The organism is Nocardia sp. NPDC005745, from assembly GCF_040630775.1.
Classification (GTDB): Bacteria; Actinomycetota; Actinomycetes; order Mycobacteriales; family Mycobacteriaceae; genus Nocardia.
Genome location: NZ_JBEXYF010000005.1, coordinates 48,185 through 63,855 on the forward strand (window position 1 = coordinate 48,185; position 15,671 = coordinate 63,855).

Consider the following 15,671-nt stretch of genomic DNA (forward strand, 5'->3'; position numbering starts at 1 on the left):
TGCAGAGTGCAACCGAACCAGCAACGGCCACCATGTCTTCCGGTCCCGCCGAACTCCTCGGCCTGCGCGAGGTGCGCGCCGCCTACGACGCCATCACCGTGCTGCACGGCGTGGACCTGGACGTCGCGGCCGGGCAGGTGGTGGCACTGCTCGGGCCCAACGGCGCGGGCAAGACCACCGCGCTGAAGGTGATCGCGGGCATCCACCCGGTCGCCTCCGGACGGCTGACGCTCGGCGGGCGCGACGTCACCGGAGCGGACCCGCGCGACCTGGCCCGCGCGGGCGTCTGCCTGATCCCCGAGGGTCGCGGGGTGTTCCCGAATCTCACTGTGCGCGACAACCTGCTGATGATGACCTTCACCGGACGGTCGAGGGAGGAGATCGAGGAGATCGCCTTCAGCCGGTTCCCGATCCTCGGCAAACGCGCGGGCCAGATCGCGGGAACCATGTCCGGCGGCGAACAGCAGATGCTGGCGCTGGCGCGTGGGCTGGCGACCGATCCCGCCGTGCTGCTGCTCGACGAGTTGTCCATGGGGCTGGCCCCTTTGGTGGTCGGCAGGCTCTACGACGAGGTCGCCGAGATCGCCCGCCAAGGTGTCGCCGTGCTGGTGGTCGAGCAGTTCGCCGCCGCCGTGCTGGACATCGCCGATCACGCGGCCGTCCTGGTGCGCGGCCGGGTGGTGCGGCAGGGACACCCCGACAGCGGAATCCGCGACGAATTGGCAGCCCTCTACCTAGGAAGTTCCACATGACCGAATCTCGCGCGGAGCGTTTCGTCCGCGAACTGCAGGACTTGAAGATCCCCGATCCGGCGGCAGGCCGCTCCGGGCTGTGGCTGCGCACCGGCGTCACGCTCATGGTGGCCGGTGTGGCGGTGGCGGTGCTGGCGTACTTCATGTCGCACGGCACGACCGACGCACGGGCACAGCGCGACGCCATCACCCTCGCCCTGGGCGGGGTGGCGGCGAGCGTGGTGGGTTCGGCGCTGTTCCTGCGCTATTCGCTGACCAATTTCCTGCGCTTCTGGCTGGCGCGCCAGTCCTACGACCTCGACGAACTCGGTAATCGGGTGCTGGGCGCGGAGATCCGCTACGACGGGGTGGCCTCGGCGCCGCGCTGAGCCACCGGCCGCGGGATCGAACGAACTCCCGCAGGCCATCACGGACACGCCTGCTCCAACCGGGGCCGAGGACAGGCGGTGCACGCCGTGCCCGGCGAAACCTCGCCGGGCACGGGAATCGCCTCGGTGCACTGCCGCGCCGGGGGACGGGGATCGGCTCGCGCGTCGTCCGCCTCGACTGGGGAGACGGAGGGCCGAACGCGCGGTACCGAGCGGTCGCCGTCGGGTGCCGCCGGTGCGGGAGGGCTGGATCGACCTTCCGCACCGGCGTGTGCCGCGAGCGAACGCGATACGAGGAAGTGGAGGTGCGGAAGTGTCCGGTGACACGAACGCCGAGGGCATGAATTTCGAGCTCTCCGAGGACCAGGAGCTGATCCGGAGATCGGTGGCCGAGTTGTGCCGCAAGTTCGACGACCAGTACTGGATGGCGAAGGACCAAGCGCACGAGTTCCCCACCGAGTTCTATGACGCCGTCGCGGGCGGCGGCTGGCTGGGCATCACCATCCCCGAGCAGTACGGCGGCCACGGCCTCGGCATTACCGAGGCCACCCTGCTCGCCGAAGAGGTGTCGCGCTCCGGCGGCGGGATGAACGCCGCCAGCTCGATCCACATGTCGATCTTCGGCATGCATCCCGTAGTAGTGCACGGTTCCGAGGAGTTGAAGCGACGGACCCTGCCGCGGATCGCGACCGGCGAGCTGCACGTGTGCTTCGGCGTGACCGAACCCGGTGCGGGCCTGGACACCCCGCGCATCACGACGTTCGCCCGCCGCGACGGCGACCACTACGTGGTGAACGGGCGCAAGGTGTGGATCTCGAAAGCGCAGGAATCGGAGAAGATCCTGTTGCTGACCCGCACCACCCCCTATGACGAGGTCGCCAAGAAGACCGACGGCATGACGCTGTTCCTCACCGACCTCGACCGCGCGCACGTCGACATCCGGCCGATCGCCAAGATGGGCCGCAACGCCGTCACCTCCAATGAGCTGTTCATCGACGACCTGCGCGTGCCGGTGCAGGATCGGGTCGGCGAGGAGGGCGCCGGGTTCCGCTATCTGCTCGACGGATTGAATCCCGAACGCATGCTGATCGCCGCCGAGGCGCTCGGCCTCGGCCGGGTCGCGTTGGACCGGGCGGTGCGGTACGCGAAGGAACGCGTGGTCTTCGACCGGCCGATCGGCATGAACCAGGGCATCCAGTTCCCCCTGGCCGATTCGCTGGCCCGGCTGGACGCGGCCGAGCTGATGCTGCGGAAGGCCACCTGGCGCTACGACAACGGGAAATCTTGTGGGCGCGAGGCGAACACGGCCAAGTACCTGTGCGCCGACGCCGGATTCACCGCCGCCGACCGAGCGCTGCAGACACACGGCGGCATGGGATACGCCGAGGAATACCACGTTTCCCGCTACTTCCGGGAGGCGCGCGTGATGCGCATCGCCCCCGTCAGCCAAGAAATGATCTTGAACTACCTGGGTTCGCACGCCCTGGGATTGCCGAGGAGCTACTGATGGCGCAGCAGACATTGTTCGATCTCACCGGGCGTTCGGCGCTGGTCACGGGCGCCGCGGGCGGGATCGGCTCCGCGGTGGCGCAGGCCCTGGCCACCGCGGGCGCGGCCGTGCTGGTCACCGACGTCGACGGCGCGGCGGCCGGCGCCGTCGCGGAGAAGATCGTCGCGAACGGTGGCACCGCGGCAGGGCGGGCGCTGGACGTCTCCGACCGGAACTCCGCCGCGGCGGCCGCCGAGCAGGCCGCCGGACTCGCCGACGGCGTGCTGCACATCGTCGTGAACAACGCCGGGGTCACCGCACCGGCGATGTTCGCCGACACCACCGCGGAATCGGTGCGGCGGCTGTTCGACATCCACGCGCTGGGCACGATCAACTGCGCGCAGGCGGCGTTGCCGTTCCTGCCCACCGACGGCACCGGGCGGATCATCAACGTCACCTCCGCCGCGGGCATCGTCGGCACGCTCGGCCAGGTGAACTACTCCGCCGCCAAGGCCGCGATCATCGGCGTCACCAAATCGCTGGCGAAGGAACTGGCCCGCAAGAACATCCTGGTCAACGCGCTCGCCCCGCTGGCGGCGACGCCGATGACGCACACCATCCGTACCGACGATCGGTTCTCCGAGCAGATGCTCAACCGGATCCTGCTGCGCCGCTGGGCCGAACCGGAGGAAGTCGCGGGCGCGTTCGTCTTCCTCGCCTCCGACGCCGCCTCCTTCATCACCGGTCAGGTGCTGCCGGTGGACGGCGGCACGGTGATCTGATGACCGAGCCCGCGCAGCGTCTCGCGCCGGACGACGAGCGGTCCGGGCGCGGACCACTCGCCGGTGTCACGGTGGTCGCCTTGGAACAGGCGGTATCCGCGCCGATGTGCACCCGCAGTCTGGCCGATTTCGGCGCCCGGGTGATCAAGGTGGAGCACCCGGACGGCGGTGACTTCGCCCGGTACTACGACGACGTGGTGCTCGGGCAGGCCGCCCACTTCGTCTGGGTCAACCGCGGCAAGGAGTCGGTCACCCTCGACCTGAAATCGCCCGCAGGGGTGGACCTGCTGCACCGCTTGCTGAGCCGCGCCGACGTGCTGGTGTCCAACCTCGCGCCAGGCGCCGCCGCCCGCCTCGGCCTCGCGCCCGCCGACCTGGCCGCGCGGCATCCGGACCTGATCGCGGTGGAGATCGACGGGTTCGGCGCGGGCGGGCCGCTGTCCCACAAACGCGCCTACGACCTGCTCGTCCAAGCCGAATCCGGCGTCTGCGCGGTAACGGGCACCGCGGACGCCCCGGCCAAACCCGGCCCGCCGGTCGCCGACGTCACCACGGGCCTGTACGCGGCGCTGTCGATCCTCGCCGCTTTGTGCGGGCGGGGCCGGGGCGCGGCTCACGGCAACACCATCTCGGTGAGCCTCTTCGACACCATGGCCGAGATGATGGGCTATCACCTGACTTACGCGCGGCACACCGGTGTCGATCAGCAGCCGCTCGGGATGAGTTCGCCCGCCGTGGCGCCCTACGGCGCGTATCCCACCGCCGACGGGCGAACCGTGGTGCTGGGCACCACCAACGACCGGGAGTGGCGGCGGCTGGCGACCGAGATCCTGGAGCGGCCGGATCTCGCCGCGGACGAACGATTCCGCACCAACCCCGGGCGGGTGCGCCACCGCGGCGAGATCGACGACGCGATCGCCGCGTGGTGCCTGCGCCACGACCTGGCCCGGATCCAGAAGATCGCCGACGACGCCGGGATCGGCAACTCCTGCTATCAACGCCCCACCGAAGTGCTCGACCACCCGCAGCTCACCGAGCGCGACCGCTGGCGCAGCATCGAGACCCCCGCGGGTCCGATCCCGTCGCTGCTGCCGCCCGCGATCCTCGCCGGGTTCGAGCCGCCGATGGGCCCGGTCCCCGGACTCGGCGCGCACACCGACACCGTGCTCACCGAACTGGGTTGCACCGCAAAGGATATCGAAGCGCTGCGGGACGCCGGAGTGATCGGATCACGCCGATGACCGGCGAGTCCGTGCTGCTCTCGGAGGATCGCGACGGCGTGCGCACACTGACGCTGAACCGGCCGCACCGAAAGAACGCGATCGACGCCGAACTCTGGGCGGCGCTGGCCGAGGCGCTGCGCGCCGCCGCGGCCGACCGTGCTGTGCGGGCCCTGGTGCTCACCGGCGCGGGCGGCGCGTTCTGCTCCGGCGCGGACATCTCGACGCCCGACAACGCGCACCCGGTCTACCGGATGCGCGCCCTCACCGACGTCGCGGTCCTGCTGCACGAACTGCCCCTGCCCACCGTCGCGAAAGTCACCGGCGTCGCGGTCGGCGCGGGCTGGAATCTGGCCCTCGGCTGCGATCTCGTGGTGGCAACCCCGCAATCGACGTTCGCGCAGATCTTCACCCGCCGCGGACTGTCGCTGGATCTGGGTGGCTCCTGGCTGCTGCCCCGGCTGATCGGCCTGCAACAGGCCAAGCGGCTGGCGCTGCTGGCCGAGACGATCGACGCCGAACAGGCTCGCGATCTGGGCCTGGTCACCTGGGTGGTGGCACAGGAGGAGATCGACGGGTTCGTCACCGAGCTCGCCGCGCGCCTGGCGGCCGGACCGCCGGTGGCGCTGGCCCAGACCAAGGCGCTGCTGCACGAAGGCGCGGGCTCGACACTGCGGGAAGCGCTCGCGGCCGAGGCCAGGGCGCAGGGACTGAACTTCGCCACCGCCGACGCCCCTGAGGCGTTCGCGGCCTTCGCCGAACGGCGCGAACCACGGTTCACCGGCCACTGGACCGTCCGGCGGCCGCCGATCAGCGCCGCCGGGAATTCCGAGAACGGGAGATGAGATGCGTGAGGTAGTCATCGCCGGGGCGGTCCGCACCGCCGTCGGCAAACGCAACGGAGGACTGTCCGGGGTGCACCCGGCCGACCTGTCGGCGCTGGTGCTCACCGCGCTGGCCGAGCGCTGCGCCCTCGATCCGGCGCTGATCGACGACGTCATCTGGGGCTGCGTCTCCCAGGTCGGCGACCAGTCCAGCAACATCGGCCGCTACGCCGTGCTGGCGGCGGGCTGGCCGGACAGCGTTCCGGGCACCACGGTGAGCCGGGCCTGCGGTTCCAGCCAGCAAGCGCTCGATTTCGCGGCGCAAGCCGTGCTCTCCGGACAGCAGGACATCGTCGTCGCCGGAGGAGTCGAAGTGATGAGCCGGGTGCCGCTGAACGCGGCGAAGGCTTCCGGTGCTCCCTATGGGCCGAAAGCGTTGGCGCGCTACGACGGCTTCGCGTTCAATCAAGGCATCTCGGCCGAATTGATCGCGAAGAAGTGGGGATTCGGCCGCACCCGGCTCGACGAGTACTCCGCGCGTTCGCACGAGCGTGCCGCCGCTGCCCAGGACGCGGGCGCCTTCACCGACCAGATCGTGCCCGTGAGCACCGAAGCGGGCGTGGTGGACGCCGACGAGGGGATCCGGCGCGGCACCACCGCGGCGAAGCTCGCCGGGCTGAAACCCGCGTTCCAGGACGACGGCGTGATCCACGCGGGCAACGCCTCGCAGATCTCCGATGGTGCGGCCGCCCTGCTGGTGACCACCCCGCGCAAGGCGCGCGAGCTGGGCCTGACGCCACTGGCCCGCTACCGCGCGGGCGCCGTGGCCGGTTCCGATCCGGTGCTGATGCTCACCGGCCCGATCCCCGCCACGGAGAAGGTGTTGCGCAAAGCGGGTCTCGCGCTGGCCGATATCGGCGTCTTCGAGGTGAACGAGGCGTTCGCGCCCGTCCCGCTCGCTTGGCTCACCGAGACCGGAGCCGACGAATCGCTGGTGAATCCACTGGGCGGAGCGATCGCGCTCGGGCACCCGCTCGGCGGATCCGGCGCCGTCCTGCTGACCCGGATGCTGCACCACATGCGCGACAACGGCATTCGCTACGGGTTGCAGACCATGTGCGAGGGCGGCGGCACCGCCAACGCCACCGTCGTCGAACTGATGTCCTGAACGGGAGGCCCGCCGTGCGACGAGAGCTGTTCACCGCCGACCACGAGGCGTTCCGGCAGCTGGTCCGGGATTTCGTGGAGAAGCGGATCGTGCCGGACTACTCCGCGTGGGAGAAGGACGGCAGGATGCCGCGCGAGATCTTCACCGAGATGGGCGAACTCGGGCTGCTCGGCTTCGCGGTACCCGAGGAACACGGGGGAGCGGGCATCCGCGACTACCGCTACAACGTGATCCTGCAAGAAGAGGCGGCCCGGGGCCTGGTCACCCTCGGCACCGTGCGCACCCAGCTCGACGTCATCCTGCCGTACTTCCTGGAGTACGCCGACGCCGCGCAACAGCGGCGATGGTTTCCCGGGTTGGCGTCGGGGCGGCTGCTCACCGCGATCGCCATGACCGAGCCGGGCACGGGCTCGGATCTGGCGGGGATGCGAACCAGCGCGGTGCGCGACGGCGACGACTATGTGCTCAACGGCGCCAAGACCTTCATCACCGGCGGTCTGCTCGCGGACCTGGTGATCGTGGTGGCCCGCACGTCCACCGACCCGGACAACCGCCGCGCCGGGCTCACCCTGCTGGTGGTGGAGGACGGAATGCCCGGGTTCACCCGCGGCCGCATGCTGGAGAAGATGGGCTGCAAGGTGCAGGACACCATGGAGCTGTCGTTCCACGACGTCCGGATACCGGTCGCCAACCGGCTCGGCGCCGAGGGCGCGGCATTCGGCTATCTCGGGCACAATCTGCCACAGGAACGGCTGACCGTCGCGGTCGGCTCGGTCGCGCAGGCGCGTGCCGCGATCACCGCGACCGTCGACTACACCAAGCAGCGCAAGGCCTTCGGCACCCCGGTCGCCTCGTTCCAGAACACGAAGTTCGAACTCGCCGCGATGTCCGCGGAAGTGGAAGCGGCGCAGACGATGATCGACCGTGCGGTGCTCGACCTGGTCGAGGGCGCCTTGTCCGGAGCGGACGCCGCCCGCGTCAAGCTCTTCTGCACGGAGGTACAGGCCCGCGTCGTGGACCGCTGCCTACAATTGTTCGGCGGGTACGGGTACATGATGGAATATCCGATCGCCCGGTTGTACACCGACGCGAGGGTGGCGCGAATCTACGCGGGCACCAGCGAGGTCATGAAGATGATCGTGGCCCGGGACCTGGGCTTGTCCTGAACATCGCTGTGCGACGTAACGGCTCCGGTGCGGCGACGGATAAGACGTGCAGCCGGGCTGGCGTTCTGGAGGTTCCGGTGCAGGGGTGAGCCGCAGTACCACTGGGCATGCCGATCATTGAACAGCAGAGGGGAACTCATGCGCTCGGTCACCAGGTTCGTCACAACCGCCGCAGCCGCCGTAGTGGCCTGCGCCCCAGCATTCGTCTTCGCGGGCACCGCCTCGGCGGCGGCCGTCGATCTCCCGGTCCTCTACACCACGGCGACCGAAGCGGGCCTGTGCTACGGGACGATCCGCGGGAACGTGGATCAGGACTCCTCCTCGGGACTCCATCTCACCAGCGCCTTCGAAGGCATCGGTACTTGCGCGACCACCGCCTACGTCTCCTGGCACAACATCGATACCGGCGCCCGAGGCAACACCACCATCGAATTGGTCGGCTCGTGGTACAACTCGGCCACCATCCCGTCAGGTCCGGGACACATCGAATTGTCCGTCACCACCAAGGAATTCTTCCACTCTCCCGATTCGGTCCAGGTGCAGTACGTCATCCCGGGATAGACCACCGGCAGGCGCCGTCCGCCGCGACAGGCGCGAACGTGCTCGCGGACATCGGCCGTTGTCAGCAGTGGTGTGCCCTGCCGTGCGGCGGGTGGTGTGGATCTCGGAGACGGACGGTCATCGCCAGAGTCGCTGACAAGGCATGGGCTGCAATGCTTCCCGCATATCCTGGTCTATTCGAATTGTTGCCAGTCCCCTTTCGCATGCTGCTTTCGCGAACGTGTGTGCCGCTTCGGCGTCGGCTCGGTAGTGCATCGGCGGCCAACCCGGGAATTGGACTGTCATATGGCATTGCGAAATGTGCATGTCACCCTGGGCCTTCCGAGGCGGCGTAAGGATCCCGCTCCGTGCTTTCGATGGATCGGCGTCCGGCGTTCATTCGCAGTCCAGGATCGGAAGGAGCAGGCGTGAGCCGGAGTGCACAGTGTTGACGCCCGCCATGCCGACCGGGGCGTGACTGAACAGCAGCATGGGGCGGAAGTCTTTACGGGTGTCGTCGCTGGTCAGGATCAGCCGGATGCGGTGCCCGTGGCGGAATCGGCGGGCGTTGGCCACCAGCGGGATTCGGTACTCGACCGGTTCGCCCGGAGGGACGGGAACCCGCTCACGCATCGGGAGGACGGGCCGGCCCGTCTCACTCGCGTCCTCGTCGATTTGGCGCATGGCGGCGCGCAACCAGCCCTGGGTCACGTCGATGGACGTGCCGTCCGGTCCGACGTCTTGCAGGAGCAGGATCCATGCCGTGTCGGTCGTGGTGCTGGTGGCGGTGAGTCGTAGTTCGGGGTGGCCGACCATGTCGAGGTCTTCGGGAAGCGGGTCGCTGGTCCAACTCAGCTGTGCGGGCATGGTGTTGGCGCCGTCGGTGGCGTAATTGCGCTCGCCCGATCGCTCGTCGGCGGTGAGGGAGCCGTCGGCGTTGAGGGCCAGGGCGGTATGGGTGGCGGGCGGGGGCCAGGAGTCGGCGGTGCGCCATTGTTCGGCTCCGGGTAGCCAGTAGCGGATGGCGGGGCCTTCGAGGATGCCGGTGTCTCGTCCTTTGAGCCAGTGGTCGAACCAGGCGAGGGCTTCGATGTGCATGCTCTCCCACGGCCAGGGCAGGCTGTGTTCCCCGAGCACGGCCATGCGCACGTTCGGGTTGCGCGCGAGTGCTTCCCAGGCGTTGAAGAGGCCGGGCAGATGCAGCGGGACATTGAACCATTCGCCGCCGAGGTAGACGGGAATGTCGACTTCGGCGAGCCGTTCGGTCAGGAGCCCGCGGCTCCGCCCTCTCGCGGGAGGCGGGCACCGCACCGCTGGGGACAGTCGTCGAGCTGGGCCACAATACGTCGCGTGAACGCAACACGCCCCGGTCCCAACCGAAGCCGACCACGCGGCCAGGCGCCCGCGCCGCAGGCGGCTGTTCCGGACGAGGCGGGGGAGAACCGCCTCGCCCTGGCCGCGATGACCGACGCCCTGATAGCGCTGATCGTCGGGTTGGCATTGTCGCAACGTGTCTTTCCCGCCTCCGACGGTGTCGCGGAATTCCTCGGCGCGTTCGTTCCGTGCGTGCTCGCGGTGTCATTCGCCAATCACGTACTCGGCACACTCCTGTTGCGCGGCAGTCTGGGGAAACTGGTGTTCGGAATGCGGGTAGTGCGATGGAAGGACGGCCGACGTCCGCGTATATGGCAGACGGTCGCACGATGGTTGTTCGGATTCGTGGTGATCGGGCTGCAATACCTGCTCGAGGGCGCGAGCGTAGGCCAAGCCTGCGGGTTGCGCACGGTGCGCCGCCGCGACCAGCGCCACCCGGCGTAGGAATCAGCGGCGAACCGATGAGCGCCGCTCCGCCCTGCTCGGGCGCACCCGCTCAGGTAGTCCCCGAACTCGCCTGACCTGTGTTCGAAGCGGCCGCGCAGCGCAACTATCGCGTCCTTTTCCCGCCGGATTCCTGGTCTCGGCGCTCCTAGCGTCGGTGCGATGAAAACGGATTCGACTCCAGACACGCGGGGCACCGCGCTGCGGACACCCGTCGTTTGGTTCATGTCGCTGGCGGCTGCGCTCGGCACCGCGACCATCTATCCGCTGCAACCGGCCATCGCGGAAGTCGCCGGTTCACTACACGCCTCGCTCGCGGCGGTCGGCACCGCTCTGGCGTGCGGGTCGCTCGGCTATCTAGTGGGGCTGGCGCTCCTGGTACCGCTGGTCGACCGGTTCTCGCCGCGGTTGGTGCTGTCGGCCCAGTTCGCTACCCTGGCCCTCGCTCTGGCGGCGAGCGCGGTGGTCGGCTCGGCCTGGCTGCTCGGCTCGGTTGTCGGCCTGATCGGGGCGGGATCATCGGTCGGTGCGCAATTGAGTTCGGTGGCCGGACGTCTCGCGCAACCGCGACGGCGGGCCACTGTCCTGGGCGTCGTCACGGCGGGCATTTCGGCGGGGATCCTCGCGGGGCGGATCGTCGGAGGTTGGCTGACGGATGCGATCGGTTGGCGCGGAACGCTTCTCGCGTTCGCGGTGGCGTGCGCGGCTATCGCCGTCACGGCCCGGATCGCGCTTCCCGCCGTAGCGGGGAACGCCACGGTCGGTTATCTGGCAACGGTGCGCGGACTTCCCGGACTACACGGCCGATATCCGGCTCTGCGCCTGGCGGCCGGTCGCGGCGCCCTTTGGTTCTTCGCCTTCTGCACGATCTGGGCCGGACTCCCGGTCGCGCTGTCCCAGCCGCCGTTCTCGTACTCGCCCGAACGGATCGGCATGTACGCGTTCGCCGGACTCCTCGGTGTCGCCGCCACTCGCATCTCCGGGGCGTGGACCGACCGCATCGGCGCGCGGCGAGTGATCGCGATCGGGCTCGCGCTCGCCATCGCCGCCTCGGCGGCCCTGGGCGCCTTCCTGTCGAATACGGTCGTAACCCTCGTCTGCCTCGGCCTCTTCGACGCCGGACTGTTCGCGGCCCAGGTAGCGAACCAGAGCACGGTCCTCGCCATCGACCCGGCCGCCCCGGCTCGCTTCAACAGCGCCTACATGATCGTCTACTTCATCGGCGGCAGCTGCGGCGCCGCGTTCGGCGTCGCCGCCGTCGGCTGGTTCGGCTGGCCCGCCACCGCCACATTCGCCGCCGCGGCCATCGCTACCGCCATGGTGGTCACCCTGACCACTTCGCGCACCGGACCCCATTTCCGGGCGGTTGCGGGACGGCGCGCAGGAGATCGTGCCCTCGAGCGCGGCGTGCGGGATGTGTCGGCGATGGACGGTAGGTAACCGTTCGGACGGTGTGGGCCGTCGTCGATGTTTCGGCGATACGCTGAGCAGGGTGAAAGGTGCGCGCATGTTGCCTGCTGTCGGAGACATGCTGGTGGGGTCACGCCCGAGCGATGACCGATGACGATCCGCTGCGGACACGCCGTGAGGTGACAACGCCTCTCACGGCGGAGCTGGCCGCGGCTGGTTTCGAGAATGCGGTGGAGATCGGTCGCGGGGGTTTCGGTGTGGTGTATCGCTGCCGGCAGGTCGCGCTGGACCGGACGGTGGCGGTGAAGGTGCTGTCCGCGGAACTGGACGCCGACAACCAGGCCCGGTTCGCGCGGGAACAGCGCGCGATGGGCAGGTTGACGGCGCATCCGAACATCGTCACCGTGCTGGAGACCGGTGCGATCGGTAGCGGGCAACCCTTTCTGGTGATGCCGTATCACCCGCTGAATTCGCTGGACGCGTGGATACGACAGCATGGTCCGCTTCCTCTGGAAAGGGTGTTGTCGATCGGGGTGAAGATCGCCGGTGCACTGGCCAGCGCGCACCGCCTCGGTATCGTGCATCGGGACGTGAAGCCGGGAAACATCCTGCTCACCGAGTACGGGGAGCCCGCGTTGACCGATTTCGGTATCGCGCATATCGACGGCGGATTCCAGACCGCTGCGGGCATTGTGACCGGGTCGCCCGCGTTCACCGCACCGGAAGTGCTGGAAGGCGTCGATCCGACCCCGGCCGCGGACGTCTACGGGCTCGGCGCCACGCTGTTCTGCGCGCTGACCGGCCATGCCGCGTTCGAGCGGCACAGCGGCGAGAACGTGGTGGCACAGTTCGTCCGGATGTCCACCCAGCCGGTGCCGGACCTCCGGGAGAAAGGTATCCCCGAGGACGTGTCGGCGCTCGTGGAAGCCGCGATGAGCCGAGACCGCCACGAGCGGCCCACGGCCGCGGCGCTCGGTGAGGCCATCCGGCAGGTGCAGCAGGGCCGCGGGTTCTCGGTAGGTGAGATGGCGTTGCTGGGCGAATCGGATCCCGAGCATCCCGACGGGCTGCTCGGGCGTCGGGGCGAGAAGCCACCGTCGCCGGGGTGGCGTACGCCGATGGCGGCGGCGCGGGACCATAGCGGCGAGCTGCCGCTCGAGCTGACCAGTTTCGTCGGCAGGCGCGCCGAAGTGTCGCAACTGAAGAAATTGTTGTCGGCCTCGCGGCTGGTGACGTTGACCGGCATCGGAGGCGTCGGCAAGACACGGCTGGCGCTGCGCGCGGCGACGCAGGTGCGCCGCGATTTCGCCGACGGTGTGTGGCTGGTCGAGCTGGCCGAGGTGTCGGATCCGGCCCTGCTGGTCGACGTAGTCGCAGCCGCCATCGGCGTACGCAACCAGTCGGCTATGCCGCTGCTCGAGGTTCTGACCGACTTCCTGGCCTCGCGCGAAACGCTGCTCGTGGTGGACAACTGCGAGCATGTGGTGGAGGCCGTAGCCGGGCTGACGGAGACGTTGCTGCGGACTTGTCCGGATCTGCGGATCCTGGCCACCAGCCGGGAACCGCTGAATATCGCCGGAGAGACGGTGCTGCGGGTGGCGCCGTTGCTGGTGCCGGACCCGGGACGGGAGCCCACCCTGGCAGGGTTGCCGCGCTTCGACGCGGTGACGTTGTTCGCCGACCGCGCCGCGGCCGCGGTGCCGGACTTCGAACTCGACGAGGACAACAAGGCCGCCGTCGCCGGAATCTGCGCCAAGGTGGACGGGTTGCCGCTGGCGATCGAGCTGGCCGCGGCCCGGATGCGCACCATGTCGCCGGAGCAGATCCTGGCCCGGCTCACCGACCGATACGCGCTGCTCACCCGCGGCAGCCGCACCGCCCCCGCGCGGCAGCAAACGCTGCGGTGGTGTATCGCCTGGAGCTACGAGTTGTGCACCCGCGCCGAACAGCAGCTGTGGGCACGGCTGTCGGTGTTCGCCGGCAGTTTCGAACTCGACGCCGCCGAAGAAATCTGCGGTACCGACATGATGGCACTCGACGACGCTGCGCAAAGTCCGCTGGATGTGCTGTCGGCCCTGGTGGACAAATCGATCCTGATCCGGGAGCAATCGCATTCCGTCGTGCGCATCCGGATGCTCGAGACTTTGCGAGACTACGGCCGGGAGAAACTGCGGGAGTCCGGCGAGGACACCGCGCTGCGCCGTAGGCACCGCGACTGGTACCAACGCATGGCGCTGAACGCCGAAGCCGAATGGATCAGTCCCCGGCAGCCCGATTGGATCGCCCGGCTCGAACGTGAACAACCCAACCTGCGCGAAGCGCTCGAATCCTGCCTGACCGACAGCAGCCGGGCAGCGGCTGAAGCGGGTTTGCGCATCGCCTCGGCGCTGCATGAGTTCTGGAGCTTTCGCGGCCTGTACGGGGAAGGCCGATTCTGGATCGACCGTGTCCTGGCCCACCCCGGCGCGCAATCGATACCCGACCGCATCAGTGCCCTCCGCGCGGCCTGCGAGGTTGCCGCGCCACAGGGGGATTTCCAGGCTACCGCCGCTTTCCTGGCGGAGGGACGAGCACTCGCCGCCCAGGACCCGACCCCCGCCATCGAGGGACAGCTCGCGTACGCCACCGGCATCGTCGCACTCGCCAGGGGCGAAGCGGCCGACGCGTCCTCCTCCCTCGAACGGGCGGTGGAACTGCTCAGCGCTGACCGAACGGGCGAACTCTACGTCAGTGCGCTGGCCATCCTCGCATGGTCATACGAATTGCGCGGCGACATGACCCGGGCATCCGAGCATTACCGCCGAGTGCTTTCCATCACCGAAGCCCAAGGTGAACTGCTCTACCGTTCGACCGCGTTGCGCGGCTTGGGCGTCGCCGCACGCCAGCAGGGCGACCGAGACCGTGCCCAACGGTTGCTCGAGGAGGCGTTGCGAATCAATCGGCGGTCCAGCAGTCCGGTGCTCACCGCGTTCGGCATCGAGGCGCTGGCCTGGACGGTCGCCGACCGGGGCGACGTCGAACGCGCCGCTGTGCTGCTGGGAGCCGCCCAGGGAAACTGGCTGACCGGCGGCAGCGTGCGCGCCGTCTTGCTGAGCATGTCGCGCTTTCACGAGGAATGCGAGCGAACGACGCGAGGCGCGCTGGGTGCTCGCAGATTCGACGCCGCCTTTCGGCAGGGCCAGGCGATGGGAGTGGACGCTGCCCTCGCGTACGCGCTCGGGGAGCAGCCCACCGACGCGGCGCTCGCGTCGGGCCCGGCCGCGCGGCTGACCAAGCGGGAGCGGCAGGTCGCCGACCTCGTCGCCCAAGGGCTCAGCAACAAGCAGATCGCCAACAAGTTGGTGGTTTCGCAACGTACCGTCCAGGGCCACGTCGAACACATCCTGACCAAACTCGGCTTCACCTCACGCACTCAGATCGCGGCCTGGTTCGTGGAGCAAGCCCGGCAAGCGAGTTCGTGACCTCGATTCGACCGGCGTAGTTCCCCGAAGACAGCGGATCTTCACGATCGAGCGGAATCGGGGTGACTCGGCCGCCGACCGCCCACGATTCGCAGCGCGAGGTCCGCGTAATAGTCGCCGATGTCCTCCGGCGACCAGGAACCACCCTCGTGATACCAGCGCGCGATGTCTATTCCGAGCGAGAGCAGAGCGGTCGCGGCCATATGGATATTCGAGTTCTCGAACACTCCGGCGGCCGCCCCTCGCTCGATCAGGCTCCGGACCTCTCCTTCGATGGCACGCCGGGTCTCCTTGATCTCCTGTTGATGTTCTGGGCTGAGAGCGGCGAGTTCGTAGTTGATGATGCGGGCGACCGTATGGGCGCGCGCGTGATGGATCGTGAACTCCCTCATCACGGCGATCAGTTGCTCGGCGGGGTCTTGTGCCGAAGCGATGGCGGTGCGGACGCGCTCCAGGGTGTCCAGGTGACCGGCGCGCGAGATCTGGTAGAGCAACTCTTCCTTGGAACGGTGGTAGACGTAGATCGCCCCCGTGCTCACTCCGGCGATCGATGTGATGTCGCGGGTCGTCGAGCCGTGGAAGCCGCGTTCGGCGAAGGCGACCACCGCCGCGTCGAGCAGCCGCGCTCGGGTCTGGTCCGCGCGCGAGCGGTCCTCTGTATCGGTCACCTGGA

14 protein-coding genes are annotated in these 15,671 nt (G+C 68.9%); 12 read left to right on the forward strand and 2 right to left on the reverse strand.

The genetic code is table 11. The features are described 5' to 3' along the window. Nucleotides 1–32: 32 nt before the first annotated feature. The 9 genes from ABZ420_RS07270 to ABZ420_RS07310 all read left to right on the forward strand — a co-directional run bounded on the left by ABZ420_RS07270 (nt 33) and on the right by ABZ420_RS07310 (nt 8,330). Nucleotides 33–752 (forward strand): ABC transporter ATP-binding protein, encoded by a 720-nt coding sequence (locus tag ABZ420_RS07270; RefSeq protein WP_357118749.1) that lies wholly within the window; start codon nt 33–35, stop codon nt 750–752. Beyond that, nucleotides 749–1,120: a hypothetical protein gene (locus ABZ420_RS07275; RefSeq protein WP_357118212.1), complete on the forward strand. Its 372-nt coding sequence runs from the start codon at nt 749–751 to the stop codon at nt 1,118–1,120. Before ABZ420_RS07270 ends, ABZ420_RS07275 begins: the two co-directional genes overlap by 4 nt. Before the next feature lie 340 nt (nt 1,121–1,460). Further along, nucleotides 1,461–2,627 carry an acyl-CoA dehydrogenase family protein gene (locus ABZ420_RS07280; RefSeq protein ID WP_357118752.1) on the forward strand — a complete coding sequence of 389 codons (1,167 nt, stop codon included), beginning with the start codon at nt 1,461–1,463 and terminating at the stop codon, nt 2,625–2,627. Then, nucleotides 2,627–3,391 carry an SDR family NAD(P)-dependent oxidoreductase gene (locus ABZ420_RS07285; protein WP_357118215.1) on the forward strand — a complete coding sequence of 255 codons (765 nt, stop codon included), beginning with the start codon at nt 2,627–2,629 and terminating at the stop codon, nt 3,389–3,391. The genes ABZ420_RS07280 and ABZ420_RS07285 overlap by 1 nt, the downstream gene beginning before the upstream one ends. Next, a complete protein-coding gene (locus ABZ420_RS07290) occupies nt 3,391–4,632 on the forward strand; it encodes a CaiB/BaiF CoA-transferase family protein (protein ID WP_357118217.1) in 1,242 nt (413 codons plus the stop codon). Before ABZ420_RS07285 ends, ABZ420_RS07290 begins: the two co-directional genes overlap by 1 nt. Beyond that, a complete protein-coding gene (locus tag ABZ420_RS07295; RefSeq protein ID WP_357118219.1) occupies nt 4,629–5,456 on the forward strand; it encodes an enoyl-CoA hydratase-related protein in 828 nt (275 codons plus the stop codon). Before ABZ420_RS07290 ends, ABZ420_RS07295 begins: the two co-directional genes overlap by 4 nt. Before the next feature lies 1 nt (nt 5,457). Next, the gene (locus ABZ420_RS07300; RefSeq protein ID WP_357118222.1) at nt 5,458–6,603 is read left to right on the forward strand and encodes a thiolase family protein; all 1,146 of its coding nucleotides are present in this window, start codon (nt 5,458–5,460) and stop codon (nt 6,601–6,603) included. Nucleotides 6,604–6,617: 14 nt separating this feature from the next. After that, the gene (locus ABZ420_RS07305; protein ID WP_357118225.1) at nt 6,618–7,769 is read left to right on the forward strand and encodes an acyl-CoA dehydrogenase family protein; all 1,152 of its coding nucleotides are present in this window, start codon (nt 6,618–6,620) and stop codon (nt 7,767–7,769) included. Between the two features lie 138 nt (nt 7,770–7,907). Continuing rightward, nucleotides 7,908–8,330 carry a hypothetical protein gene (locus ABZ420_RS07310; RefSeq protein WP_357118228.1) on the forward strand — a complete coding sequence of 141 codons (423 nt, stop codon included), beginning with the start codon at nt 7,908–7,910 and terminating at the stop codon, nt 8,328–8,330. 375 nt (nt 8,331–8,705) lie between these two features. Here ABZ420_RS07310 and ABZ420_RS07315 read toward each other — a convergent pair whose 3' ends face one another. Next, on the reverse strand, nt 8,706–9,620 hold the full coding sequence (locus tag ABZ420_RS07315; protein ID WP_357118231.1) for a CocE/NonD family hydrolase C-terminal non-catalytic domain-containing protein: 915 nt from the start codon (nt 9,618–9,620) through the stop codon (nt 8,706–8,708). Nucleotides 9,621–9,659: 39 nt separating this feature from the next. Between ABZ420_RS07315 and ABZ420_RS07320 the strand changes: the two genes are divergently transcribed. From ABZ420_RS07320 to ABZ420_RS07330, 3 genes are all read left to right on the forward strand, one after another. After that, nucleotides 9,660–10,127: an RDD family protein gene (locus tag ABZ420_RS07320; protein WP_357118234.1), complete on the forward strand. Its 468-nt coding sequence runs from the start codon at nt 9,660–9,662 to the stop codon at nt 10,125–10,127. Between the two features lie 162 nt (nt 10,128–10,289). Further along, the gene (locus ABZ420_RS07325) at nt 10,290–11,567 is read left to right on the forward strand and encodes an MFS transporter (RefSeq protein ID WP_357118237.1); all 1,278 of its coding nucleotides are present in this window, start codon (nt 10,290–10,292) and stop codon (nt 11,565–11,567) included. Nucleotides 11,568–11,680: 113 nt separating this feature from the next. Next, on the forward strand, nt 11,681–14,998 hold the full coding sequence (locus ABZ420_RS07330; protein ID WP_357118240.1) for a protein kinase: 3,318 nt from the start codon (nt 11,681–11,683) through the stop codon (nt 14,996–14,998). Nucleotides 14,999–15,039: 41 nt separating this feature from the next. Here ABZ420_RS07330 and ABZ420_RS07335 read toward each other — a convergent pair whose 3' ends face one another. Continuing rightward, nucleotides 15,040–15,666, reverse strand: coding sequence for a TetR/AcrR family transcriptional regulator (locus ABZ420_RS07335; protein ID WP_357118243.1), 627 nt, complete (start codon nt 15,664–15,666; stop codon nt 15,040–15,042). Between the last annotated feature and the right edge of the window lie 5 nt (nt 15,667–15,671).

Bases quoted from the DNA above. Each gene is read 5' to 3' on its own strand.
- ABZ420_RS07270 (WP_357118749.1), top strand. From the start codon at position 33: ATGTCTTCCGGTCCCGCCGAACTCCTCGGCCTGCGCGAGGTGCGCGCC.
- ABZ420_RS07285 (WP_357118215.1), top strand. From the start codon at position 2,627: ATGGCGCAGCAGACATTGTTCGATCTCACCGGGCGTTCGGCGCTGGTC.
- ABZ420_RS07300 (WP_357118222.1), top strand. From the start codon at position 5,458: ATGCGTGAGGTAGTCATCGCCGGGGCGGTCCGCACCGCCGTCGGCAAA.
- ABZ420_RS07310 (WP_357118228.1), top strand. From the start codon at position 7,908: ATGCGCTCGGTCACCAGGTTCGTCACAACCGCCGCAGCCGCCGTAGTG.
- ABZ420_RS07275 (WP_357118212.1), top strand. From the start codon at position 749: ATGACCGAATCTCGCGCGGAGCGTTTCGTCCGCGAACTGCAGGACTTG.
- ABZ420_RS07325 (WP_357118237.1), top strand. From the start codon at position 10,290: ATGAAAACGGATTCGACTCCAGACACGCGGGGCACCGCGCTGCGGACA.
- ABZ420_RS07280 (WP_357118752.1), top strand. From the start codon at position 1,461: ATGAATTTCGAGCTCTCCGAGGACCAGGAGCTGATCCGGAGATCGGTG.
- ABZ420_RS07290 (WP_357118217.1), top strand. From the start codon at position 3,391: ATGACCGAGCCCGCGCAGCGTCTCGCGCCGGACGACGAGCGGTCCGGG.
- ABZ420_RS07295 (WP_357118219.1), top strand. From the start codon at position 4,629: ATGACCGGCGAGTCCGTGCTGCTCTCGGAGGATCGCGACGGCGTGCGC.
- ABZ420_RS07330 (WP_357118240.1), top strand. From the start codon at position 11,681: ATGACCGATGACGATCCGCTGCGGACACGCCGTGAGGTGACAACGCCT.